Source organism: Acinetobacter sp. Leaf130 (assembly GCF_001423205.1).
Lineage (GTDB): Bacteria > Pseudomonadota > Gammaproteobacteria > Pseudomonadales > Moraxellaceae > Acinetobacter > Acinetobacter calcoaceticus.
The window spans coordinates 132,522-157,215 of record NZ_LMOE01000001.1 but is presented as its reverse complement, the minus strand read 5'-3'; the positions used below and the strand labels follow the sequence as shown (position 1 = coordinate 157,215).

The window sequence follows — 24,694 nt, the reverse complement described above, 5'->3', positions numbered from 1 at the left end:
ATTCTCTATCCAGCCAAAATCTCTATAAACCAGTATGCTGCAAAAATATGACAATTTGGTAAAAACTAAAAAATTAACACATCTTTAAAACAGCATTATTCAGGAATCTGGGTGCTATTCATATAACGTAAAATAACGCGTTTTCTATATTGTAGTTTATGATCGTTACGGTGATCTTGATAATATTTCGGATCAGGCAATAATGCGGCTAAGAAAGCGGCTTGTTCACGCGTTAAGCTTTTAGCACTTTTACCATAATAATGTTGAGCGGCTGCTTCAACACCGTACAAATTCTTACCGAATTCAACCGAGTTCATATACACCTCAAGAATTCGGCGTTTTGACCACATGCGCTCCATCATCCAAGTCGCGACTGTTTCTTGACCTTTACGAATAAACGAACGCTTATTGTATAAAAACAGATTCTTTGCAAGTTGTTGAGATACTGTAGAACCGCCAGCAACAACTTCACCTTCTTCATTATTTCGCTCAAGGGCAAAACGAATACCCTGCCAGTCAAAACCATGATGATGGATAAATTTTGCATCTTCACCCGCTAAAATCGCATGTTTGAAATTGTCGCTAATATCATCATAATCAAGCCACTTATGGATGATTGGCTCTGATGTATCAGACCAATAATCTATTCGCATGAACATGGTGGTATCCACTTCATGTGTCCGCCACCAGACCAAACTCGAAAAAATCCAAAGTTGAATAAGGAGAATCGCCCCAATAAAAATTAACAACACGCGAACAATAAAAGCTTTCATGTTCGTCCTGATCTCCTGTATTCAACTTTTTTCATGTTAAGCTGTAAAGCATGTTCATATATAACAAAAGCATAGCATGACTCAATATCAGCCTCCGCACATTAATCGTAAACTCAATGTACAAAATTGGTGGCTGACCGCCCTACTCATCGCAATCAATGTAGGTTTGTTTGTCTGGCAAATTGTCTCTGGCGTCGATATTAGTGACCCAGCTATGAAAGACGCCATTCATTGGGGGGCTGATTTTACACCACTTACTTTTTCTGGGCAGCCCGAACGTTTATTTACCAGCATGTTTTTTCATTTTGGTTTAGTTCATCTCATGCTTAACATGTGGGCCTTGTATATTTTCGGTAATGTTGCTGAGTCACTATTTGGTCGCTTCTATTTTATTGGGATGTACTTACTCGCTGGCTTATTTGGTAGCCTTTTAAGTAGTTATATGACGATTCAAAATGGACATGAATTGCTGCAACATTTTGACCAGAGCTTACTTCCTCATGTCAGTGCAGGCGCTTCGGGTGCTGTGATGGGATTAGGTGCTGCGTTAACAGTGCTTTCTTTATTTCCACCGCTACCTCATCAAGCCTACATACTCGATAAAAAAGCATTATTAATGATTATGGCAATCAACCTTATTTTTGGTTTTGTCGCAACGGGAATTAATAATGCCGCGCATATTGGCGGCATGATTATTGGAGCATTTCTTGCGCTGATGTGGTACTTAAGTTATGTCAGCAAATTTAAAAATACGCTCAAACTTTTAGGCTTATTAGGGGCAGTTGTAATTACAGGTGGTTTTTATATGTACTGTGTACAACTCAACTCACCTTTACTTCCGTTATGGCATGAAATCATCATCCAGAATCCTGACATTATTCCTTAAGCTACAGCTGGTTTAGTTCTCTTAAGCTTTGTAAAGGTGGTAAGTTGCAAAGATAGCCCAGTCGATAACGTCCTATCAGGGCACAAACCAGCATCATGCCAAGAGGTAAAATTAGCCATATTTCAATATGCCACTGTAGTGCCATATTCATTTTATAGCTTGCAATAGCACTAATCACTTCTGCAAAACAGCAGGCAACTATGCCTGCTAACAATCCTAAAAATCCAACTTCAAGACTGAGCATCTGTTTCATTTTATTTTTAGACAATCCAAATGAGCGTAACAAAGCAACTTCACGGCGTCGCTCATCCATTAACAAGTTTAAGCATGCGATAAGTACTAAAATCCCAGAGAAACCTACCAAAGCCGCCAGCACGGTCACAATTTTCACTAAAACATTCATTAAACGCTTTACTTCATCTAAAATTCGATCGACGTCAATAAATACCGTATTCGAAAATTGCTGAATGATATTGATCATTTTTGGTTGGTCTTGCTTAGGCACATAAAAACTGCCTAAATAACTTCCAGCATTTTCATCTAAAGTTTTCGGAGAAAAAATAAAGAAAAAGTTAGGACTAAAACTTTCCCATTCTACACTTCGAAAATTAACCACTTTGGCCTGTAAATTGCCCTCCGGCAAGCTAAAGGTAAGCTTATCTCCAATTTGAATACCAAGGCTTTCAGCCGTTTTGCTTTCGACAGAAACTTGCCCTATACCACTAAACTGAGCTTGACCGTTTGTAATGGCATTGTCATTCGGTAATTGATTAGACTGAGTTAAATTTAACTCACGATGTAAAGAGTTATTTTGTTTTATCGCCTCTTCTGAAAAAGGTACATCATTCTTCGCTAGCAATCGGCCGCGGATATTTGGATATAAAGGAGTGCTTTGCCAACCATTTTGTTTCAACTGTTGTTCAAAAGCTTTTAAATCAAATGGAGGCAAACCATAAACAAACTGATTAGGCGTTCCTTCGGGAAGTTGTTGCTGCCAACGCTCTAATAAATCAGTTCTTAATACACTTAACACTGTAATAAGGCTTAATCCTAAAGCTAGAGCAGTAATTTGTAGTGCGCTTTGGGAAGGAGAACGAATATAAAAAGACAAACGATTTTTCATCTTTTTTAGGCTACGAAGCAACAACCAGACAGCGGTGTAAAGCAAAATACAAAGAACGATAATCGCAGCCAAAACCATAATGCTGAGCATCAAGTTTTCACTCAACACCAAACTAAAAACGATCAGGCTACTAATGCCAGCAAAAAACATAAAAAATAATGATTTTCGAGATTTTGCTTGTTCACGAATAACACGAATTGGAGGCGTATTTAAAAGCTCCCAAATGCTTGGCAAGATAAATCCAAGCAAAACAATTACACTTGTAAAAATGGCGATTGGCAAAGGCCCAAGTAAAAGTGGTATTACCGAAAAATTTAATTCCAATTGAGGAATCAATTGCAACATGAGTTGAAGCAGGCCATAGCCCAATATCAGCCCCAATAAGCTTCCTATAACAATTGAAATCGCACTAACAACACAAAGTAATCCAATATATGCCAATAAAATTTGGAATTTACTTCCCCCTAAACACCGGATGAGCGCAATGTGATCTTGATTTTGTTGAACATATCTTTGGCTCGTTAAAGCGATGGCAATACCACACAATAAAATCGTTAAAATATTGGCCAATTGCAAAAAGGTATCAAGGTTTTCAAGTGGACGTAATAATCTGCTATTCGACTCACTTGCATCGCGTAACCGTAAACCCGCTGTTTCGTCTAGGTCTTTAGTGGTTTGATGTTGTTGTTTAAACTGCTTAGCAAAAGTCTGTACCTGTTCTGGTTTACCCGCCATTAATAAACGATAGTCAATTCTACTGCCTGTCTGAATTGCATGAGTTTTAGCAATATCAGCTTGATGGATAATAACTGTGGGAGAAAAGCCAGAGAAACCTAACTCTTGATTTGAATCACGTACAATCACACCACTAAAACGAAATGTACCATCCGCAATAGAAACAGGATCACCCAGTTTTACTTTTAATAAATCTGCCGCCCTTTGGCTTAACCACACCTCGCCAGACTGAATCCTTTGCGTAGTTGGCTCAATTTCAAGCTGCCCTCTTAACGGAAATAAAGGCTCTATCGCTTTCACATTGACCATGACAAACTGATCTTGTGTATGGGCCATAGAACTAAACATAGTGACATTGGTTTGCTTGAAACCAAGCTGCTCTGCTCTTTTTTTCCATGACTGTTCTATCGGTTCGTTATTCGACAGAACTAAATCGGCACCCAACATTTGGGAAGCCTGTAAACTGACAGCATTTTTAACTTGGTCATTGCTAAATTTCAGAGCAGTTGTGGCACTAATCGCAAGCGATAGAGCAATAATAAGTAGATAGAGGCCACCCGTGCGGAAACTTTGAAGTAAAAGTGGTTTTAGAAGATTACGCATCATTTAACCACCCTGTACTGTCTTTAATCGACCATCATCTAACTCAACATGGCGCTGACAAAGGCTTGCTAAGTTACGGTCGTGTGTAACCAAAATAAGGGTTGTACCTAACTCTCGATTTAAATCAAAAAGCAGATTTTCAATTTCTTGTGCTGTTTGGCCATCTAAATTTCCGGTCGGTTCATCTGCAAAAATAATTTGTGGTTCTGCAATGAGCGCCCTCGCAATTGCCACACGTTGCTGTTCTCCTCCAGACAAGACTTTAGGAGTTTGCTCCACCTGACGACCAAGTCCCACTCGATGCAACCAATCTAAAGCTTTTTTCTCTGCGGTTTTATAATCGAAATCTTTACGTAACCGTAAAGGTAACATCACATTTTCAAGCGCACTCAACTGAGGTAAAAGCTGAAAAGACTGAAATACGAAACCAATATGCTGCATTCTAATTTGAGCGCGTTGTTCTTCGGTTAACTCATGTACTGCTTGACCACATAGCCACATTTCTCCTTCAGACGGTTGATCTAAAGTCGCTAGAATTCCGAGTAAGGTTGATTTACCTGAGCCGGAACGTCCCGTAATTGCTACCTGTTCCCCTTCAAAAATCTCTAAATCGATATCTTTTAAAATCGTAAACTGATTTTGGTTAATCTGAATAGTTTGTGTAACTTGATGGGCAGCAATGATGGGTTGTGGCATGATGTGAAAAGTCCTATGTATTCAGAATCAGAGTCGAAGTACAAATGTATAAATCTTTTTTGATTGGTTCTAAAAGCATCATGCTCATCTCATTAAGTATGCTGCCCATGTTTGTATCGGCGAAAACTATTTTAATTTTAGGAGATAGTATCAGTGCCGGTTACGGAATTGATCCCAAACAAGGTTGGGTACAACTACTGCAAAAACGTTTAGACCAACAGTATCCCAAACAACACAAAGTGGTCAATGCAAGTGTTAGTGGAGAAACAACAAGCGGTGCTTTGGCACGATTACCTAAATTATTGCAGACCTATAAGCCAAATGTAGTCGTGATTGAATTAGGCGGAAATGATGGCTTGCGTGGGCAACCACCTAAAATGATTCAAAAAAATCTGGATCAGCTCATTCAATTAAGCCAAAAACAAAAAGCCAAAGTTGTTATTTTTGGTATGAAAATTCCGCCAAATTATGGGGCTGCATATAGCAAAGCTTTTGAAAATAATTATAAAGTTGTAAGCCAGAAATATCAGGTGAAATTGCTTCCGTTCTTTCTAGATGGTGTTGCTGGTCAAAAACAGCTTATGCAAAATGATTTGATTCATCCAAATGCACAAGCACAGTCAAAATTACTTAATTTAGCTTATCCATACATAAAAGGTGCCCTATAGGCACCTTTTAGTTTTAAGCAGTATTTTTTAATATAATCAGAAATCAAAAAAAGTAACTTCACCAGTTTCTAGTGAATACTCTGCACCAACGACAATCAACTCACCTTTTGCGATCAAGCTTTCAAGGACACTTGAACCATGACGTAATTGATTTACTGAAGCAAAAACGTTTGAACGTACTGCATGACATGATAATTTTTTCAAATCATTTTTTAAGTCAGTTTGCATTAAAATTTCAACTGATGGACGAACACGGTTCACAATCGACATTAAGTTAGATGATGGCGGTTGATCAGGGTTCATTAAGGTATCAATTGTCGCTTGAATCGCGCCACAATGGCTGTGTCCTAATACAACTACAACCGGACAGTCATAGCGTTCTGCTGCGAACTCAACACTACCGACTTGTGAAGGTGCCACAACATTACCAGCAACACGAATTACGAATAAGTCACCAAGACCTTGGTCAAATACCATTTCTGCTGGAACACGAGAATCTGAGCAACCTAATACAATCGCAAACGGATTTTGATCCTTTGCCATTTCAGCGCGTTCATGATGAGATAAGGTTTTTGCAAGGGAAGTATTTCCATTTACAAATCGTTGATTACCAGCTTTCAGACGATCTAAAACTTCTTGCGCAGTAGGCATTTTATATTTCCATTGTTTTTCAAGGTTGGAAATCATTTTAATGTGTCAAAATTTGAATGTCACTGACAAAAAATTAAATCATTTCCCATGAAAAATTTTAAAAATACTTCCTCTATTTGAATGGAGAATTTACTGCACATTCACTGCTGTTTAGTGAAAAAATAGACATACTTTAGCAAATGGATTGACTATAATTTTCCTCCTTTTAATCATTTAGCAAATGACTCATTGGCAAAGTTTTTCAATAATTTTCAAACTCGCTTATGCATCAAGGATGAAATCTTATGACAACGCTGTCCGCATCAAAAAAAACTGTTCTAAAAAAAACCGTTGCAGCATTTACCTTAGCATGCAGCCTTACAACAATAATGAGTATTTCTCAGACACAAGCTGCCGATACGATTGATATAAGCTTTCAAAATATTTTGCAGCAAGAACGAAGCTGGGCAGGTTTACAAAGTAAAAGTTTAAAAGTTGGTGATATAACTTGGTCATATAGTGAAGGTGGATCTACCACTAAACCTACGTTGTTACTCATCCATGGATTAGGAGGTAGCCGTGATAACTGGAACCGTGTCTCTCGTTATCTCACAGCAAATTACCATGTCGTTATTCCCGATTTACCAGGAAGTGGTGAAACCTTAGTTACACAAGACTTTGATTATTCAGTGCCTAATCTTGCCGAAAAATTACGTCGTTTTGTTGAAGCTGCAAATTTAAAAGGCCCTATTCATATTGCTGGCCACTCACTTGGCGGTTCAATTGCCCTACTCTATGCCGGACAATATCCATTTGAAACAAAAAGCCTATTCTTAGTTGATAGTGGCGGTATTTTCCGTTCAGCCAATACAATTTATCTAAAAGATCCTGCTTACCTAAAACAACTTTTAGTATCTAAAAAGGGTGACTTTAACTATTTGTTAAAACAAACCATGTTTAATCCTCCGTTTATTCCAAAAGAATTTTTAGAAGCTCAAGAAAAGCTCATGATTAATCAGGCACCTCAAACGCAGAAACTGGTTGATCAACTTATTGCGCTAAATAAGGTTTACACTCCCGATTCATTTGCAGTTCTCACAAAAACAATAGATGCACCGACACTGATTTTATGGGGTAAGCAAGATAAGATTATTAATGTCGAAGTCGCAAGTGAACTAAAACGACTTTTAAAGAATGCCCAACCTCCAGTTATTTTAGAAAATGTTGGCCATATGCCAATATTGGAAGCTGAGCAGCTGGTTATTCAACAATATGTACCGTTTTTACTGAAAGTAGAAACAAATCAGTCGCCAAAAGCAACTACACCTTAAATAAAACTTCGGACTTGTGAGACCTTATGTCTACCCAACCGCTTATAGAAAAACTCATTGAAGCTCATCTTGATTTTTTAGATGAGGAATTTGCTCAGTCCCATGTTATCCAACAAGAATTTGAGCAATTTTATCATTGGTTGGGTAGTCGGCAACTACAACACCTCTGGACTTTCGAACAAATTCAGCAGCTGATTCAAAAGCAAATTTTAGACCCCCCTGCTTCTGATTCCCTGCTTGAACAAATTGCAGAACATATCCGTTTTGCACTGATTCATCCTGCTAATGACAGTACAACAATTGAAGATGTTATTCCTGTTTTAACAATTGATGGAATTGCGCAATACGTTGCAAGTAAAGATCAGCATCGTAAGAAGCTAATTAAAACGATTGTGAATAATCCTGCATTTTCAGCACTTCTAACACAGCTTATTCAACAAACAATGCATGATTATTTAGATGAGTCGATGTCAAAACGGGTGCCGGGTGTAGGTCGTTTTATGAAGATGGGCAAATCGGTTCTAGAAACCGTAACCGATTCAAATCTAGACGATACGATTCATCATTATTTGCAAAAGAATATTTTAAAACTCACTCAAATGAGTGAGCGCGTTTTAAACCAACATTTTGACAATGATAAGCTCTACCATTTTCAGGCAAATATTTGGCATAAAGTTAAAACCATGCCTCTTTCCGTTTTAAAGAACTATGTGGAAGTTCAAGATTTATCAAAAACTGTGGGTTTAGGACATCAGATTTGGGATCACATTCGCCAGACTTCTTATTTGAAACAACAAGTACATGATGGTATTTACACGTGGTATGTGCGCAATCAGGAACATAATTTTGACTTGTTACTTCGTGACCTCAATATTGATGAAAGCTTAATTCAACATGAACTGACTCAGTTGCTTGTGCCTGTATTACAGCAATTAGTTACAACTGGTCATTTAAGAAGACGTGCTCGTGTTTACCTAGAGAAATTTTATTATTCTGAAAAAACCTTAGAAATTTTAAATAACAAAGGCGCTTAAAGCGCCTTTGTTATTTAACCATTTAGAATTTATAAATTATTCCTAAATTATAACGACGTCCATCTAAAACATAATTATAGGTTGCTACATCAATATCTTTATCAAATAAGTTATAGATACCTGCCGCAACTTGAATTTTGTCAGTCGGTTTATAGTTCATACCAACATCAACTAATCCATAAGCAGGCTTTCCTTCAGCCATTGAAGTTCGGCTTAAATATTCAGAAGTTTTGCTACGGAAATTCAAACGGCTCCACATATTTACTAAGTCATTAACTTGCCAATCTAAAGTGGTATTAAACATATGTTCTGGCATTTCGTTTAAAGGTTGGCCTTTAAATTGACCACTTTTTTGCTCTGTATCAGTATAGGTATAATTAGCATTCAGTTTTAAGTCCGGTGAAATTAGCCAACCAAACGTTGCCTCAATTCCTCTCATGTTAGCTTTATCTACATTTGTGCGTTGACTGACAAAATCAAATTCTAAACCTAACCATTCACACTCACGAGCACCGGCCTCACCTGAACAGGTTCTAACTTCTGTAATTTTATCTTTAAATTCGCTATTAAAAATCGTTAAGCCAGCATTGAGGTCATCAAGATTATCCCAAGAGAATGAAAGCTCATAGTTGGTACTTTTTTCAGGTTTTAAATTCGGATTACCAACAATTACTCCTGCAGAGCTGCTCCCCCCTGTAGCTTGTCCCCATTCAGCTACAGTCGCTCTTAATGCAGGTGTTTTATAGCCTGTTGATACACCGCCTTTAATAATCCAGTTATCATTTAAAGTCCATACCCCATATAGTTTAGGACTAAAATGATCTCCAAACTTTTCGTCCTGATCCATGCGCAAAGACATTGTTAAAGTGAAGGGATCAATAATATTCCATGCATCTTCAGCAAATAACGCCCAGCTATAACGATCTAAATTAGAAACCGGTTGTGATCCACCAACTTTTAACTGGTTACCTAAATCATCTAATTCTTCTTTTAAATAGCTTCCGCCCACGCTAAGTGCATGATTTGCTAATGTGATCTGGTTAAGCGTGTTAAATGTAGTATTTACAGCTTCCATATTTCTAGACGGGTTCTTATTTTCTTCGCGTTGAATATAAGAATGAGTCTTCACAGGACCGATGTCACCACGGTGCGTTAAACTATATTCTGTACGGTAATAGTCTGTTAATGAATCTGCTGGTGGATTACGACCAGTTTGAACAGGTGAAACTGTTTTTCCAATTGTCGCGTTACGATTTTGAATGGAACGCTGGTATTCAAGTTCAATGATATGTTGATCATTAGGAGTCAGGCTTAAAGTAGCCCCTCCTGCACGAATTTTTTGTTTGTTATAACCACCAATAATTTCATCTTCATCTCTCTGTGAAAATGTACCATTGGCTTTTAATCCAAGTAAATTCTTAATCAATGGACCCGACACATAAGTATTGGCTTGGTAAAGATTTCCAGATTTATTATTTTCCTGAATGGTTGTATCTAACTTAACCGAACTGTTCCAAATATCTGCAACTTTTTTAGTAATAATATTAATTACGCCACCCATAGCGTCTGAACCGTATAGACCCGACATTGGACCACGGATAACTTCAATACGCTCGATACTTTCGATTCCAGGTAACCAACCTTGTTCAATACCTGAATTATCACTATTTGGTCGCACAGAACGTGTGTTTACTTTCTTACCATCGACCATAATAAGGGTATAAGCACTTCCCATTCCACGAATACTAATATCGCTTGAACTCCCCCCACCTGTAACTACTACACCAGGCACATCTTTAAGCGCGTCAGTCACATCACGATATGCTTTTTTATTAATTTCGTCTTGAGTTAAAACTGAAATAGAAGCAGCTGCTTTTTTTACATCTTGTTCAAAACCACTTGCCGTCACGACAATTTTTTCTAGTTGTGTAACTTCGCTTTCTTTTTTATTTTTTATAGAAGAATCAACTAAAATATTTTCACTTTCAGCAGCATAAGCCATAGACATCATACTTGCCAGTACTGAAACAGAAAGCACTGACTGGATAATACGCTTCGACATAAGTATTCCCAATATATTGATTTATTAAACATCTCTCATTTTAAGTTCCGCATTGTAACAAATTTAAATAAAATTACAAATGATATTGATAATAATTATCATTATTTATATTGAATAATAAAAAAACCTCATTTCGAGGCTTTTTTATTTCACTTTTCAAATAATTTAATTATTTGAAATAAGCACCTTCAGCTTGTGTATGGTCAGTTTGGTCAACCACACGTTGAAGCTCTGGAATATGCTCTCTTAACGTCGTTTCTACACCTTGTTTCAAGGTAACGTCAATTGCAGAACATCCTTGGCAACCACCACCAAATTTCAATACAGCAGTTAAACCATGTTCTGGATTATCTTGTACTTCTACCAAGCTACAATTCCCGCCATGGCCTGCAAGACCTGGGTTAATTTCTGCTTGAAGAATGTAAGTAATACGCTCTTCAATTGATGCATCTGGACCAACACGTGGAACTTTAGAGTTTGGCGCGCGGAAAGTTAACTGCCCACCAAAACGGTCCTTATTGTAATCAATTACGGCATCTAAAAGATAAGGAATAGATGGCGCGTCAATATATGCAGGGAAATCTGGATAGTCCTGTTTATAATCCGTTGGGATTACTTCTTCTGGTGCACTATATGCCATACAGCATTCTGCACGTGGCGTACCCGGATGTTCAACAAAAACTCGAACGCCAATTCCCGGAGTATTTTGCTTCGTCAATAAATCGTGCAAATACTCTTGTGCAGATGGTGTAATCAAAAGGTTTGGAATTTCTTCTGCAACAGCAGTGTTGGTGTTCTCAGTCGACATAACAATATTCCTCAAGCTGATGCCTTTATATTAACCGAAGATGAGGTAGATTTAAAAAAAATCAACTAAATTTGTCGGATTTATACACAACAGGGTTTCAACTGAAGTTTTTAATGGCATTATTGGACTCAATATTGATCATTTTTTAAATATTTCTTATGTTGCATCTGCCGTTTAACCATACCATTACCCTTATTATTATTACGGTCATTGTTTCTTTACTTGCCTTTAGCAATCAAAACGTGATGAATCGTTTGATTTTTTGGCCACCTGCAATGCAACGTGGGCAATTTGATCGTTTCATTACTCATGGCTTTATCCATGCAGATGGTACACATCTACTTTTCAACATGATTACCCTGTTCTTCTTTGGCAGCATTATTGAAAGTTTTTATCGCCAATATTTTTATGACATGGGTTTTGTTTTGTTTTATTTAGGCGGTTTAATCTTTGCTATTTTACCGAGCTATTTACAACATAGAAATGATACAAACTGGGCGAGCCTCGGCGCCTCTGGTGCAGTTTCAGCTGTTTTATTTGCTTATATTCTATTTCAACCATGGAAGCTGATTTTTGTATTCTTCATTCCAGTACCAGCCATTATTTTTGCAGTTTTATATGTAGCGTACAGCATTTGGGCTGGTAAACGTGGTAATAGCCATATCAACCATAGTGCTCATTTATGGGGTGCAGCTTACGGGGTCCTTGTCACCATTTTGATCGAACCGAAAGTGATTCCACATTTCTTAGATCAACTGACTCGTATTCCGTTCTAAGTCAGGCACTCAAAAAAAAGCCCGCAATGGGCTTTTCTTTTTTTCTCATTTATTTATCACCATAAATTCTCAGTCTTTTTTATGATTTTCTTTGATCTTTTCCTTGTTTTGATTGCAAAAACCATCTGATTAAACTCATGCCAAATCTTTTAATAATTCAGATGATACAATGAAGTACAAAGCAATTTTATCTAGCCTTTCCATTGCTTTATTTAGCTTATCTTTGGCTGGATGTAATGACAATGATTCACAAGAAAATGTGGTCAGCACTCCTAAGCAGCCCAATATCTTATTCATTATGGCGGATGACTTAGGCTATTCAGATTTAGGGGCTTTCGGTGGTGAAATTCGTACACCCAATATTGATAGCCTAGCTCAAGAAGGTCGCCTTTTAACTGACTATCACACCGCCCCGACCTGCTCCCCAACACGCTCTCAACTGATTTCAGGTACTGATCATCATTTAGCTGGTATTGGTGCAATGGCTGAACTCACGCCAGAACATTTAAAGGGCCAGCCTGGCTACGAGGGCTATTTGAATGAGCGTTCGCTATCCATTGCACAAGTGCTGAAAGATAATGGCTATCGTACTTATATCAGCGGTAAATGGCATTTAGGACTAACCCCTGAAACAAATGCCCATGCAAAAGGTTTTGACCATTCATTTACCTTGTTACAAGGCCTAGATCACCACTTTAAGCAAGCGCCAAGTGCATTTAAGCGGAATTCGACCTATACGGAAGATGGGCAAATTATTCCTGTTTCAGCATTGCCTGATGACTTTTTCTCGACAAATTATTTTACCGATAAATTACTTAGCTATTTAGACTCAGGCAAAAATAGCGGCAAACCGTTCTTTGCTTATGCTGCCTATACAGCGCCTCATTGGCCAATTCAGGCACCTGCGGAATACCGTGAAAAATATCGCGGAGTTTACGATGTTGGTTACGATGCAATTCGTAATGCGCGTATCGCACGCCAAAAACAGCTTGGCATTATTCCGGCAAAATTTGAAGCAGCCGAACCGATTGCAACTCAAAATGCTCCACAAAAATATGGAAAATGGAATGAATTAACTGCTGAACAAAAAGCACTAGAAGCCCGTAAAATGGAAATCTATGCAGGCATGGTAGAAAACCTCGATGCCAATGTGGGCCGAATTATTCAATACCTCAAACAAAATAATCTTTATGACAATACCTTAATTTTCTTTGTTTCCGACAATGGTGCAGAAGGTTTTGTACGTGGAGGATACGGCAGTGAATCTGGCTTTGATAACTCTGTAGCAAATGTAGGTACACCGACTTCGTATCACTATATTGGACCACGTTGGGCTGAGGTCAGCGCGGCGCCATTTCATTTATGGAAAGATACCGCTGGTGAAGGTGCAACTACTGCCCCTGCAATCGTGAAATTACCAAATCAGAAAAAAGCAGAAGAAACGAATCATAGCTTTGCATCCGTACTCGATGTTTTCCCAACTTTACTAGAATATGCTCATATTCCAGTACCTCAAGGCCAATACAATGGTCGTACCATTAACACGCCATCAGGGATTTCATGGAAACCTTTACTTGAAAATAAAACAACTACGATTCGCCCCGAAAATTTTAGTTTTGCTGATGAGTTACATTGCAGTAAATATGCAAAACAAGGCGAGTGGAAAATTGCACTTCAAGGGCGCCCTGAATTAGGTACAGGAACTTGGGAGCTATACAACATTAAAGCGGATCGAGGGGAAAGACAGAACGTTGCTCAGCTTTACCCTGCTAAAGTGCAAGAACTATTATCGGTCTATGAAAAATATACTGAAAAAAATGGTGTGCAGGAATATAACGCCAAATGAGATTGATACCATTTTTAGTTACGACCATCAGCCTGTCTTTTATGGCAGGCTGTAGTCAATCTTCACAAGTTTCTGAACCCGCACCATCGTCTCAGCAGCAACCCTCTTTAGCTGACTTGGGTTCTCTTGAGAAATGTAAAAACTACACAGGACTACCTCAAGGTTGGCTAAAACAACCCACAGCTGGAATGGTTTTAATTCCTAATGGACATTTTAATTTTGGTTCTGAAAAAGCCTATCCTGATGAGCTCAATTTTGGAGAAAAACAACGGGAAGTTAAAGGATTCTGGATTGATCAAACAGAAGTTACCGTTGCTCAGTTTACTAGTTTCGTAAAAGCAACGGGTTATATCACCGATGCCGAAAAACAAAAGCAGGCTGCTGTTTTTTCACCAGACCCTCAACATCCACAGCAATGGTGGCAGCTAAAATCGGGCTATACATGGAAAACTCCAAATGGTAGTAAAGGTGCTACTCCCCATCCTAACGAACCTGTGCGATATGTGAGTAAAAACGATGCTGAACATTATGCAGTCTGGTTAGGACGTGATTTACCAACAGAACTAGAATGGGAATATGCAGCTAAAGCGAATTCGCAAACTGATACGCCCTTACATCAAGCTCCTACCGATGAACACCAACATCCACAAGCAAATTACTGGCAAGGTGAATTCCCTTTTCAAAACCTGAATCAAGATCACTTTAAGGATGTTGCGCCCGTTGGATGCTTTGCACCAAATACTTTCAAACTATTTGATATGATTGGAAATGTATGGGAATGGACATCATCTCCATATCAAGGTGCTCATGACCAGCATATGGGAAATTATTCTGATTTAAGACAACAACAAATCACCAGTATACAATATGTAATTAAAGGCGGATCTTTTCTTTGTGCACAAAATTATTGTTCACGTTATCGTAGCAGTAGCCGCTATCCGCAAGACTTTGATTTAGCAGCAACCCATGTGGGCTTCCGAACGATTTTACGGTCTGATTAGTTTCTTCAAATCAGAATTATTAAATATATTCTTAACCAAAAGTAGATCGAAAAATAATCAAAATATTTCTATAGTAAAATGGAGAATGATAAAAAAGTGAGAACAAGATGAAAACATTACTTCTCTGTGCAGCAGCAATGTTCACAATGTCATTATCAGCCTGTGCAGTTCATACACCTGAAGGTAGTATTGTGATTGATCCAGATTCACCTTATCACAACCATCCAGGAGACTTTTGCCCACCAGGACAAGCGAAAAAAGGACGTTGTTAGAGATAGCTTCTTTTAAAGTAATTTTGAAGTTACTTTAAACAAATAAGGTTCAATCAAGTAATAAAGTGAGTACAAAAATGGAGGGTTCCAACCCAAAAATAGATGGGGTGAAACTAGAAAATTATGGTGTAAAAAAATCACCATATCCCCAAGATTTTTAAAAGACAATCTTATGTTGTCTTCTATCTAGTTTCACCCCAATTCTTTCTTATTCAGTCTGACTTTTCTTATCTTTTAATAAAAAAGTCTAGTTTTTAATCATTTCTGTATCTGTATTATTGATACATTTTGAACATTTTACCTTCAGGCTAAAACTGATGTATTTGCTTAATACAAAATAATCATTTATGTAACGTAAGTCTATAAAAATGTTCTAAAATTGTGAAAAAAATTAAGACCAAAATGAGATGAATTTATCATAATAATTCCCTCTTCCATGTTTCATCACATAAATAATCAATATTATTTTGTCAGTTATTGCCACTCGTTTCCTTTCATTGGCATAGATAATGTATACATCTGTATATTAACCCAGTCGTATAACGAGATATTTTATGTCCAGCACAAGTCAAGTCGAAGGTCTACAATTTCCAGTACACGCCTCAACAAAAAAACAAAGCACATCTCTTACTGGCCAAGAAATTTTGTCAGAGGCTTTATCTGTTGTAGATAATAAAACCGCACAACAAGTGTTGAATGAAAAAAACTGGCGAAAAAATTACCCAATATATTTTAAAGCACTTGTTAAACAAGGAATTTCTAATAGTAACCACCCCATTACTATTGCGAAGCAAGGTTTGCATAAAGCTCACCATATTTTTGACTATTATCGTGATAGTAAACACTACCTTTTAAAAGATGCAGTTAATATTGCTTCATCTACGCCACTTCATACAGTAAAACTTAAAGGTGAAAGTGATGCAGCACCTGAATGGTATGTTCCTTACAAAGGGCAAAAACTAAGCGGGCAAAGCTTACTGGACCAGATTCAACGTTGGGAAGAGGCTGGTATTATTGAACCAAGTCATGCAAAAGCTTTGCGTGAAGCTATTGCTCACCCAGAATGGTTTGATTTATCTGATCGTACTATGGTGCTGTTTGGTGCAGCTTCAGAAGCAGGACCTCTACCTTGGTTAGCCAAATGGAAAGCGAATATTGTTGCTGTCGACTTACCAAACCCACGTGTCTGGGGCAAGATTTTAAATACGATTCAACAAGGAAACGCAACCCTCATTGCGCCTAGTGTTGAACAAATTGATTCATCAGCAAAAGTTTCTGAATTAAAAGATAAATTGGGTGCAAATTTATTGACTCAATTACCAGAAATTGCACAGTGGTTAGTTCAGTTTCCGCAAAAGTTAGATTTGGCCGCAATTGCCTATTTAGATGGTGAAAAGCATGTTCGTGTTTCCATGGCAATGGACAGCATCATGCAATTTGTGAGCGAGCATAAGTCTGATACGAGCCTTATGTTTATGTGTACGCCAACCGATGTTTATGCGGTTCCTAAAGAAGTCGCCAAAGCTGCTCAACAAAAGTTTAAATCACGCACAAAAATACAAAAAATGGCGGTGAAAGGTGTTTCCGCTCTTTCGCTCAATCGTTTTTTTCAAGCGCCATATCAAGACTTAATTGCTTGTGAAAATGGAAAAACTTATGGCATTGCCGACTGTCTAGTTGTTGAACAAGGGCCAAATTATGCTTTGGCAAAACGCATTCAACAATGGCGTGCTATTTTGGCCCGCCATCAAGGACAACACGTCAGCATTAATATTGCACCATCAACAACGACTCACTCTGTGACTAAAAATCCATTGTTGAAAGCAGCTTTTAATGGTGCAGAACTTTTTGATGTAGAAGCATTTAGCCCTGAAACTACCAATGCAATTATGGCTGCAATCTGGATTCATGACTTAAGAAATGAATCTTCTGTAGCGAATCCTGAAACTGAGCTGGACCATCCACTTGAACTTATGATGGAAGGTGCCAACCACGGCGGATTGTGGCGTGTTGCTTATTTAGCAAGAACTGCCCTGCCTTTTGCTGCAATCTATGGCTTTGCAACAGAAAAACTACCTTTTGGAAAATCATCTAAAAAATAATTATATTAATGCCCAATTCTAGAATTGGGCTTTTTCTGTATTTATCTATTTACTTTGAAAGTGTGATAGATATTTTTGCATTTCATAAGGCGGCACCATACCGCCTCCTGTCGCCCATATCACATGGGTTGCCTGTTGTAACTGCTCAGCTGATAGTTGATGTAAAGCCAAATAATCAGGGCTAGTCTGGACATAATATGGCCCCATCATGCCTGCCACCGCAGAAGGCTCAAGCTGAATATTTTCGGTTTGATTTAAAAGCGCAATGAGCTCATATAAACGTTCATCATCAATGGTGTAATAGCCATCAATTAACTGCTGCATAGCACGTCCCACAAAACCTGAAGCACGGCCTACCGCGAGCCCATCTGCGGTAGTTACATTATCGAGGCCAATGTCATTCACTGAAATCTGATCATGCAAACCTGTGTGGACACCCAGTAACATACATGGCGAATGGGTTGGTTCTGCAAAGATACAATGTACATGCTCACCAAAAGCCAGTTTCAAACCAAAACTTACCCCACCAGGGCCACCACCAACGCCACACGGCAAATAAACAAATAATGGGTGTTTAGCATCGACTTTAATTTGTTTTTGCTCAAATTGCTGTTTTAAGCGTATTCCTGCAACTGCATAACCTAAAAACAATGTTGTTGAGTTTTCATCATCAATAAAAAAGCAGTGCGGATCTTGTTCTGCTGCTTTTCTTCCCTCTTCAACAGCTACTCCATAGTCACTGGCATATTCCACAACATTAACGCCCAATGAACGCAGTTTGTCTTTTTTCCATTGTCTCGCATCGGCAGACATATGAACAGTGACTCTAAAACCCAGTTTGGCGCTCATAATGCCGATAGAAAGCCCTAGGTTACCTGTAGAACCTACTGCAATTTGATACTTAGAAAAGAATGCCCTAAATGAATCTTGATCTAACTTACTGTAATCGTCTTCCAACTTGAGAAGTCCAGCCTCAATTGCCAACTTTTCGGCGTGAGCCAAGACTTCATAAATTCCACCACGCGCTTTGATTGAGCCTGAAATAGGTAGATGACTATCCTTTTTCAGCCAGAATGCTCCACTCAGTTGCACTTGTTCTGTTGAAGAAAGTGCTTGTTGCATATGGGTAATTTCAACGATCTCTGATTCAATTTTTCCATGTTGCGCTTGAGTTTCAGGAAACACTTTTGCCAAATAAGGTGCGAAACGCTCTAATCTAGCTTCTGCTTCACTTACGTCCTCTGCTGTGAGACCAACTTTTTCTAAAGCTTCTTTTAAAGGATGGCAATGAGGTGTAAACCAAAATGTTTCTTGATAGGCTTGCAGTGTCTCAATAAGTGGAAATTGTTGTTTTAGATGATCTATTTGAACCGCATCCATAATCTATCCTGATATAAAAGTTTTAAGCTAAACCTCTGAAGTTACTTGAGGCTTTATAACAACTCGTTAATTTATAATTGAATGTACATGAAAATAGACTGAACGTTAAAAAGAAACAAATAAAAAAGCCACTATGAACAGTGGCTTTAATTTTTTAAATACTTTTATACAAACTGTAAGAATAACCAGTACAAACCGCCTGACAAACAGATTGTTGCAGGGAGTGTAAATACCCATGCAGATAAAATCGTTTTAACTGTATTGAAGTTTAAGCCTGATCTATTCGCTACCATGGTACCTGCAACAGCACTGTTTAAAACGTGTGTTGTTGAAACAGGCATACCTAAACCGTCGGCAGCTGCAATTGTACTCATTGCGACAAGCTCAGCAGACATCCCCTGACCATAAGTCATGTGATGCTTACCAATACGTTCACCTACAGTCACAACAATACGTTTCCAGCCGACCATGGTGCCTAAGCCAAGTGCCAACGCAACTGCTACTTTCACCCAAGTTGGAATGTATTGTAAGAATGAATCTAAGCTACTACGGTATTCTTTCACGAGTTTTTCTTGTGACTGATCCATTTTTGGTAAAGCATCAGCTTTATCCAAACGCTTAAACGTCGTTGTACTTAAATACATGTCATTACGAATTTCACTGATTGCAGCTTCTGGAATGTCTTTTAAGTTGCTATAGCTAGAAACTCGCTCACCCAAATGATCAGTCATGCTTGCCAATGCAGGCACTACTTCGGGAGTTTGCTGTTTAGTCTGAATATATTTAGTCAAAATAACACGTGCTTTTTCATCGGTTAATTCTGGCTGATTTTGATTCAAAAGTACGGCAGTTTGAGAAGAAAGCTGATGGAATGATTGAACTTGTTGTGTATCAAGGTTTTTATTCAATGAATAAGCCAATGGCACCAGACCAACCAAAATCAGCATGATTAAACCCATACCTTTTTGACCGTCATTAGAACCATGTGCAAAACTTACACCTGTACAGGTAAAGATTAAAATTGCACGAATGATTGCTGGTGGTGGTTTATTACCTTCTGGTGGTTGGAATAATTCTAATTGGCGTTTAAAAATAGTTTTAACCAATAAGAATACAATCGCTGCAAAAGCAAAACCAATTAAAGGTGAAAATAATAAGGCCTTACCGACTTTAATCACCTGATCCATATCAACACCACTGGTCGTTACGCCAGTCGATGCACTCAACAGATGGTTCATAATGCCCACACCCAAGATTGAACCAATCAAAGTATGAGAGCTAGAAGCAGGAATACCCAAGAACCAAGTACCTAAGTTCCAGAGAATTGCAGCAATAAGAAGCGCAAAAACCATTGCGAAACCTGCACCGCTACCCATGTTCATAATCAATTCAACAGGCAACAATGCAATAATGCCGTAAGCGACTGCGCCGCTTGCAACCATTACCCCAAGAAAATTACAAAAACCTGCCCACATGACTGCAACTGGTGCAGGTAAAGCATTGGTGTAAATCACTGTCGCTACTGCATTTGCAGTATCATGGAAGCCATTTACAAACTCAAAGCCTAAAGCAATCAAGAGTGCGGTAGATAAGAGAATAACCGAATAAAGACTCAAAGGCGGTACATGCGCTAAATCAGCACTCACCTGAAATCCAATATAAATAAGTGTTGCAACAATAATTGTCAGAAACACCGGCATAAAGAACTTAGGTGTCGGGACATGTACATTCGTCGATTTGACTTGCAGGTTTGCCGCAAGTTTTGAATCCGAAACAGGGGGTAGATTAGAATTCATGCAGACGGTAAGAGGATAGAAAAATCCTCTGTATTCTTAAGTTAAATTATGACAATTATATGACAAAGCGGCGCCTGATGAAGTCAATTTTTCATATTTTGACCTCATTTGATGCACCTTTCCTCGATCCATTTTATTTTTTTATTAAAATACAATAATTTAAATCAATTTATATCTTCCTTATTTATGACTATTTTTAAAGCAAAAATATCTAAAAAACCACCTGTATGACGCTTTTTTAAACAGCCTAATTGTCATAAAACAGAATATTGGAGATGAAATATTTCAATATCATGATCATTTTATGAATATTTGATGAAAAAATACCCTCTTTTTTGTTCGAAAACACTTTTTTTACGACTAATTTACGGTGAATGGTGGGTCGTCATAGATCATCAATTGTGCTGCTATTCTGTTACAATAGCGCCGCATTTTTAAATTCATATAAAAGATCGGGGTTTTCTATGTCTACGCTTGCCACCCTAAAAGCGCTTCTTGCTAAACGCATTCTGATTATTGATGGTGCAATGGGAACGATGATCCAGCGCCATAAATTGGAAGAAGCCGACTACCGGGGTGAGCGTTTTGCTGATTGGGCACATGACTTAAAAGGTAACAATGACCTTTTAGTTTTGACACAGCCAGAAATCATCCAAGGCATTCATGAAGCTTACCTTGATGCTGGTGCAGACATTATTGAAACCAACAGCTTTAACGGCACACGTGTTTCTATGTCTGATTACCACATGGAAGACCTTGTTCCCGAGATTAACCGTGAAGCAGCCCGTTTAGCCAAAGCAGCCTGTGAAAAATATTCAACACCTGACAAACCTCGTTTTGTAGCGGGTGTACTCGGCCCAACATCGCGTACCTGTTCAATTTCACCAAATGTAAATGATCCTGCCTTTCGTAACATTACCTTTGATGCGCTAAAAGAAAACTATATTGAGGCCACTCATGCGCTGATTGAAGGTGGTGCAGATATCATTCTGATTGAAACCGTTTTTGATACATTAAACTGTAAAGCTGCAATTTTTGCGGTGAAAGAAGTCTTTAAGCAAATTGGTCATGAATTACCACTCATGATTTCAGGGACTATTACCGATGCATCGGGTCGTACCTTAACAGGTCAAACTGCTGAAGCGTTCTGGAACTCTGTACGCCATGGTGATTTACTTTCAATTGGTTTTAACTGTGCCCTTGGTGCAGATGCCATGCGCCCTCACGTTAAAACTGTGTCTGATGTTGCTGATACTTTCATTTCTGCCCATCCAAATGCTGGCTTACCAAACGCTTTTGGTGAATATGATGAAACACCAGAACAAACTGCTGCCTTCTTAAAAGAATTTGCAGAAAGTGGCCTCATTAACATTACAGGTGGATGCTGTGGTACAACGCCAGATCATATTCGTGCTATTGCCAATGCTGTAAAAGACATTGCACCCCGTCAAATTCCTGAAACTAAGCCAGCTTGCCGCTTAAGTGGTTTAGAACCATTTAATATTTATGATGACTCATTGTTCGTTAATGTGGGTGAACGTACTAACGTTACCGGTTCAAAAAAATTCCTACGCTTAATTCGTGAAGAAAACTTTGCCGAAGCTTTAGAAGTTGCACAGCAGCAAGTAGAAGCTGGTGCCCAGATTATTGACATTAACATGGATGAAGGGATGCTCGATTCGCAAAATGCGATGGTACATTTCCTAAACCTTGTGGCCTCTGAGCCAGATATTTCACGTGTACCTATCATGATTGACTCATCAAAATGGGAAATCATTGAAGCAGGCTTAAAATGCGTACAAGGTAAGCCAGTTGTTAACTCGATTTCCTTAAAAGAAGGTTATGACGAGTTTGTCGAAAAAGCTCGTCTCTGCCGTCAATATGGTGCCGCGATTATTGTGATGGCCTTTGATGAAACAGGTCAGGCAGACACTGCTGCACGTAAACGTGAAATCTGTAAACGTTCTTATGATGTTTTGGTTAACGATGTAGGCTTCCCTGCTGAAGATATTATTTTTGACCCGAACGTGTTTGCAGTGGCAACAGGGATTGAAGAACACAATAACTATGGTGTCGATTTTATTGAAGCCACAGGTTGGATTAAACAGAACTTACCTCATGCCATGATTTCTGGTGGTGTATCGAACGTATCGTTCTCATTCCGTGGAAATGAGCCTGTTCGTGAAGCAATTCACTCTGTGTTCTTGTACCATGCCATTAAACAAGGCATGACCATGGGGATTGTAAATGCCGGTCAGATGGCAATTTATGATGATATTCCTAAAGAACTCAAAGATGCAGTTGAAGATGTTGTTTTAAACCAGAACCAAGGTGAATCTGGTCAAAACGCCACAGAGAAACTGCTTGAAGTCGCTGAAAAATACCGTGGTTATAGCGGAACACAACGTGAAGCCGAAAACCTTGAATGGCGTAACGAGCCTGTAGAAAAACGCCTTGAATATGCTTTGGTCAAAGGTATTACCACATACATTGACGAAGACACAGAAGAAGCTCGCCTAAAAGCCAAACGTCCTTTAGATGTGATTGAAGGCGCTTTGATGGACGGTATGAACGTGGTTGGTGACTTATTCGGTTCAGGCAAAATGTTCTTACCACAGGTTGTGAAATCTGCACGTGTCATGAAGCAAGCTGTGGCTTGGCTCAACCCGTACATTGAAGCTGAAAAAACAGGTAGCCAATCTAAAGGTAAAGTCCTGATGGCAACTGTTAAGGGCGACGTACACGATATTGGTAAAAATATTGTGGGTGTTGTACTCGGCTGTAATGGTTACGACATTGTTGACCTTGGTGTGATGGTCCCTTGTGAGAAAATCTTGCAAACTGCGATTGATGAAAAATGTGACATCATCGGGTTGTCAGGTCTGATTACTCCATCTTTAGATGAAATGGTGTTTGTTGCGAAAGAAATGCAACGTAAAGGCTTTGACATTCCGTTATTGATTGGTGGTGCTACGACATCGAAAGCACACACAGCAGTAAAAATTGATCCTCAATACCATAACGATGCGGTGATTTATGTTGCCGATGCCTCACGTGCTGTGGGTGTTGCAACTACCCTGCTTTCAAAAGAAATGCGTGGAAAATTCATTGAAGAGCACCGTGCTGAATATGCCAAAATTCGTGAGCGCTTAGCCAACAAACAACCAAAAGCAGCAAAACTGACTTATGCAGAGTCTGTTCAAAATGGCTTTAAAATTGATGAAAGTTACGTTCCAGCAAAACCAAATCTTTTGGGAACTCAAGTCTTAACCAATTACCCGCTTGAAACATTGGTTGAATATTTTGACTGGACACCATTCTTTATTTCTTGGAGCTTGGCTGGTAAGTTCCCGAAAATTTTACAAGATGAAGTGGTTGGCGAAGCTGCAACAGATTTGTACAACCAAGCTCAAGCAATGTTGAAAGATATTATCGACAACAACCTTTTTGATGCACGTGCTGTATTTGGTATGTTCCCTGCTCAGCGCACTGACGCCGACACCGTCAGCGTATTTGATGAAGCGGGTCAAAATGTTACGCACACATTTGAACATTTACGTCAGCAATCTGACAAAGTCACAGGTAAACCAAACTTGTCTTTGGCAGATTACATTCGTACTGACCGTGAGCAACAGGACTACTTAGGTGGATTCACTGTATCGATTTTTGGTGCAGAAGAATTGGCAAATGAGTACAAAGCTAAAGGTGATGACTACTCTGCAATTTTAGTACAGTCGTTGGCAGACCGTTTTGCTGAAGCATTTGCAGAACACTTACATGAACGCATTCGTAAAGAGTTCTGGGGTTATAAAGCTGATGAACAGCTCAGCAATGAAGAACTGATTAAAGAGAAATATGTCGGTATTCGCCCTGCACCGGGTTACCCAGCGTGTCCAGAGCACTCTGAAAAAGCGGTGTTGTTTGACTGGTTAGGTTCTACAGACAAAATCGGCACTAAACTCACTGAGCACTTTGCGATGATGCCACCATCTTCTGTAAGTGGTTTCTATTATTCGCATCCACAAAGTGAATACTTTAACGTGGGTAAAGTCTCTCAAGACCAACTTGAAGATTATGCAAAACGTAAAGGTTGGACACTTGATGAAGCGAAGCGTTGGTTAGGGCCGAATTTGGATGATTCGATTGCTTAAGTTATTAAAGGAAAATCCCCT

The 24,694-nt window shown here is 38.8% G+C and carries 18 protein-coding genes; 10 read left to right on the top strand and 8 right to left on the bottom strand.

Translation table 11 applies throughout. The features are described from left to right. Nucleotides 1-95: 95 nt before the first annotated feature. Complete coding sequence (mtgA, locus tag ASF86_RS00690; protein ID WP_056478512.1) at nt 96-773, bottom strand: monofunctional biosynthetic peptidoglycan transglycosylase; 678 nt, start codon at nt 771-773, stop codon at nt 96-98. Nucleotides 774-849: 76 nt separating this feature from the next. Here mtgA and ASF86_RS00685 point away from each other — a divergent pair, with 76 nt between their 5' ends. Continuing rightward, a complete protein-coding gene (locus tag ASF86_RS00685; RefSeq protein ID WP_017391695.1) occupies nt 850-1,659 on the top strand; it encodes a rhomboid family intramembrane serine protease in 810 nt (269 codons plus the stop codon). 1 nt (nt 1,660) lies between these two features. On the opposite strand, the gene ASF86_RS00680 is transcribed toward ASF86_RS00685, so the two are convergent. Then, nucleotides 1,661-4,120, bottom strand: a complete 2,460-nt coding sequence (locus tag ASF86_RS00680) for an ABC transporter permease (RefSeq protein WP_056481692.1) — start codon at nt 4,118-4,120, stop codon at nt 1,661-1,663. A gap of 3 nt (nt 4,121-4,123) precedes the next feature. Then, nucleotides 4,124-4,816, bottom strand: a complete 693-nt coding sequence (locus ASF86_RS00675) for an ABC transporter ATP-binding protein (protein ID WP_056478510.1) — start codon at nt 4,814-4,816, stop codon at nt 4,124-4,126. A gap of 44 nt (nt 4,817-4,860) precedes the next feature. Between ASF86_RS00675 and ASF86_RS00670 the strand changes: the two genes are divergently transcribed. Next, nucleotides 4,861-5,484: an arylesterase gene (locus ASF86_RS00670; RefSeq protein ID WP_056478508.1), complete on the top strand. Its 624-nt coding sequence runs from the start codon at nt 4,861-4,863 to the stop codon at nt 5,482-5,484. 36 nt (nt 5,485-5,520) lie between these two features. Here the strand turns inward: ASF86_RS00670 and ASF86_RS00665 are convergent, their stop codons facing one another. After that, entirely contained in the window at nt 5,521-6,135 is a 615-nt protein-coding gene (locus tag ASF86_RS00665) for a carbonic anhydrase (RefSeq protein WP_003653067.1), read from the bottom strand. A 284-nt stretch (nt 6,136-6,419) separates the two neighbouring features. Here ASF86_RS00665 and ASF86_RS00660 point away from each other — a divergent pair, with 284 nt between their 5' ends. After that, complete coding sequence (locus ASF86_RS00660; protein WP_056478506.1) at nt 6,420-7,445, top strand: alpha/beta fold hydrolase; 1,026 nt, start codon at nt 6,420-6,422, stop codon at nt 7,443-7,445. A 26-nt stretch (nt 7,446-7,471) separates the two neighbouring features. Then, on the top strand, nt 7,472-8,479 hold the full coding sequence (locus tag ASF86_RS19705; RefSeq protein WP_056478504.1) for a hypothetical protein: 1,008 nt from the start codon (nt 7,472-7,474) through the stop codon (nt 8,477-8,479). Nucleotides 8,480-8,501: 22 nt separating this feature from the next. Here the strand turns inward: ASF86_RS19705 and ASF86_RS00650 are convergent, their stop codons facing one another. After that, complete coding sequence (locus tag ASF86_RS00650; protein WP_056478502.1) at nt 8,502-10,541, bottom strand: ligand-gated channel protein; 2,040 nt, start codon at nt 10,539-10,541, stop codon at nt 8,502-8,504. Between the two features lie 169 nt (nt 10,542-10,710). Next, on the bottom strand, nt 10,711-11,349 hold the full coding sequence (nfuA, locus tag ASF86_RS00645) for a Fe-S biogenesis protein NfuA (protein WP_003653074.1): 639 nt from the start codon (nt 11,347-11,349) through the stop codon (nt 10,711-10,713). A gap of 158 nt (nt 11,350-11,507) precedes the next feature. Between nfuA and ASF86_RS00640 the strand changes: the two genes are divergently transcribed. From ASF86_RS00640 to ASF86_RS00625, 5 genes are all read left to right on the top strand, one after another. Beyond that, nucleotides 11,508-12,125 (top strand): rhomboid family intramembrane serine protease, encoded by a 618-nt coding sequence (locus tag ASF86_RS00640; protein WP_003653076.1) that lies wholly within the window; start codon nt 11,508-11,510, stop codon nt 12,123-12,125. Between the two features lie 169 nt (nt 12,126-12,294). Beyond that, the gene (locus ASF86_RS00635) at nt 12,295-13,971 is read left to right on the top strand and encodes an arylsulfatase (protein ID WP_056478500.1); all 1,677 of its coding nucleotides are present in this window, start codon (nt 12,295-12,297) and stop codon (nt 13,969-13,971) included. Next, a complete protein-coding gene (locus tag ASF86_RS00630) occupies nt 13,968-14,972 on the top strand; it encodes a formylglycine-generating enzyme family protein (RefSeq protein ID WP_056478496.1) in 1,005 nt (334 codons plus the stop codon). Before ASF86_RS00635 ends, ASF86_RS00630 begins: the two co-directional genes overlap by 4 nt. Nucleotides 14,973-15,079: 107 nt before the next feature. After that, nucleotides 15,080-15,244, top strand: coding sequence for a hypothetical protein (locus tag ASF86_RS18835; protein WP_081407508.1), 165 nt, complete (start codon nt 15,080-15,082; stop codon nt 15,242-15,244). Between the two features lie 554 nt (nt 15,245-15,798). Further along, the gene (locus ASF86_RS00625) at nt 15,799-17,346 is read left to right on the top strand and encodes a hypothetical protein (RefSeq protein ID WP_005042273.1); all 1,548 of its coding nucleotides are present in this window, start codon (nt 15,799-15,801) and stop codon (nt 17,344-17,346) included. A 45-nt stretch (nt 17,347-17,391) separates the two neighbouring features. Here ASF86_RS00625 and ASF86_RS00620 read toward each other — a convergent pair whose 3' ends face one another. Both ASF86_RS00620 and ASF86_RS00615 read right to left on the bottom strand, forming a co-directional pair. Then, nucleotides 17,392-18,726 (bottom strand): D-serine ammonia-lyase, encoded by a 1,335-nt coding sequence (locus ASF86_RS00620; RefSeq protein ID WP_056478494.1) that lies wholly within the window; start codon nt 18,724-18,726, stop codon nt 17,392-17,394. 164 nt (nt 18,727-18,890) lie between these two features. After that, nucleotides 18,891-20,522 (bottom strand): inorganic phosphate transporter, encoded by a 1,632-nt coding sequence (locus ASF86_RS00615; RefSeq protein WP_017391706.1) that lies wholly within the window; start codon nt 20,520-20,522, stop codon nt 18,891-18,893. A gap of 464 nt (nt 20,523-20,986) precedes the next feature. Here ASF86_RS00615 and metH point away from each other — a divergent pair, with 464 nt between their 5' ends. Then, nucleotides 20,987-24,673: a methionine synthase gene (gene metH / locus ASF86_RS00610; protein ID WP_056478492.1), complete on the top strand. Its 3,687-nt coding sequence runs from the start codon at nt 20,987-20,989 to the stop codon at nt 24,671-24,673. Nucleotides 24,674-24,694 lie beyond the last annotated feature (21 nt).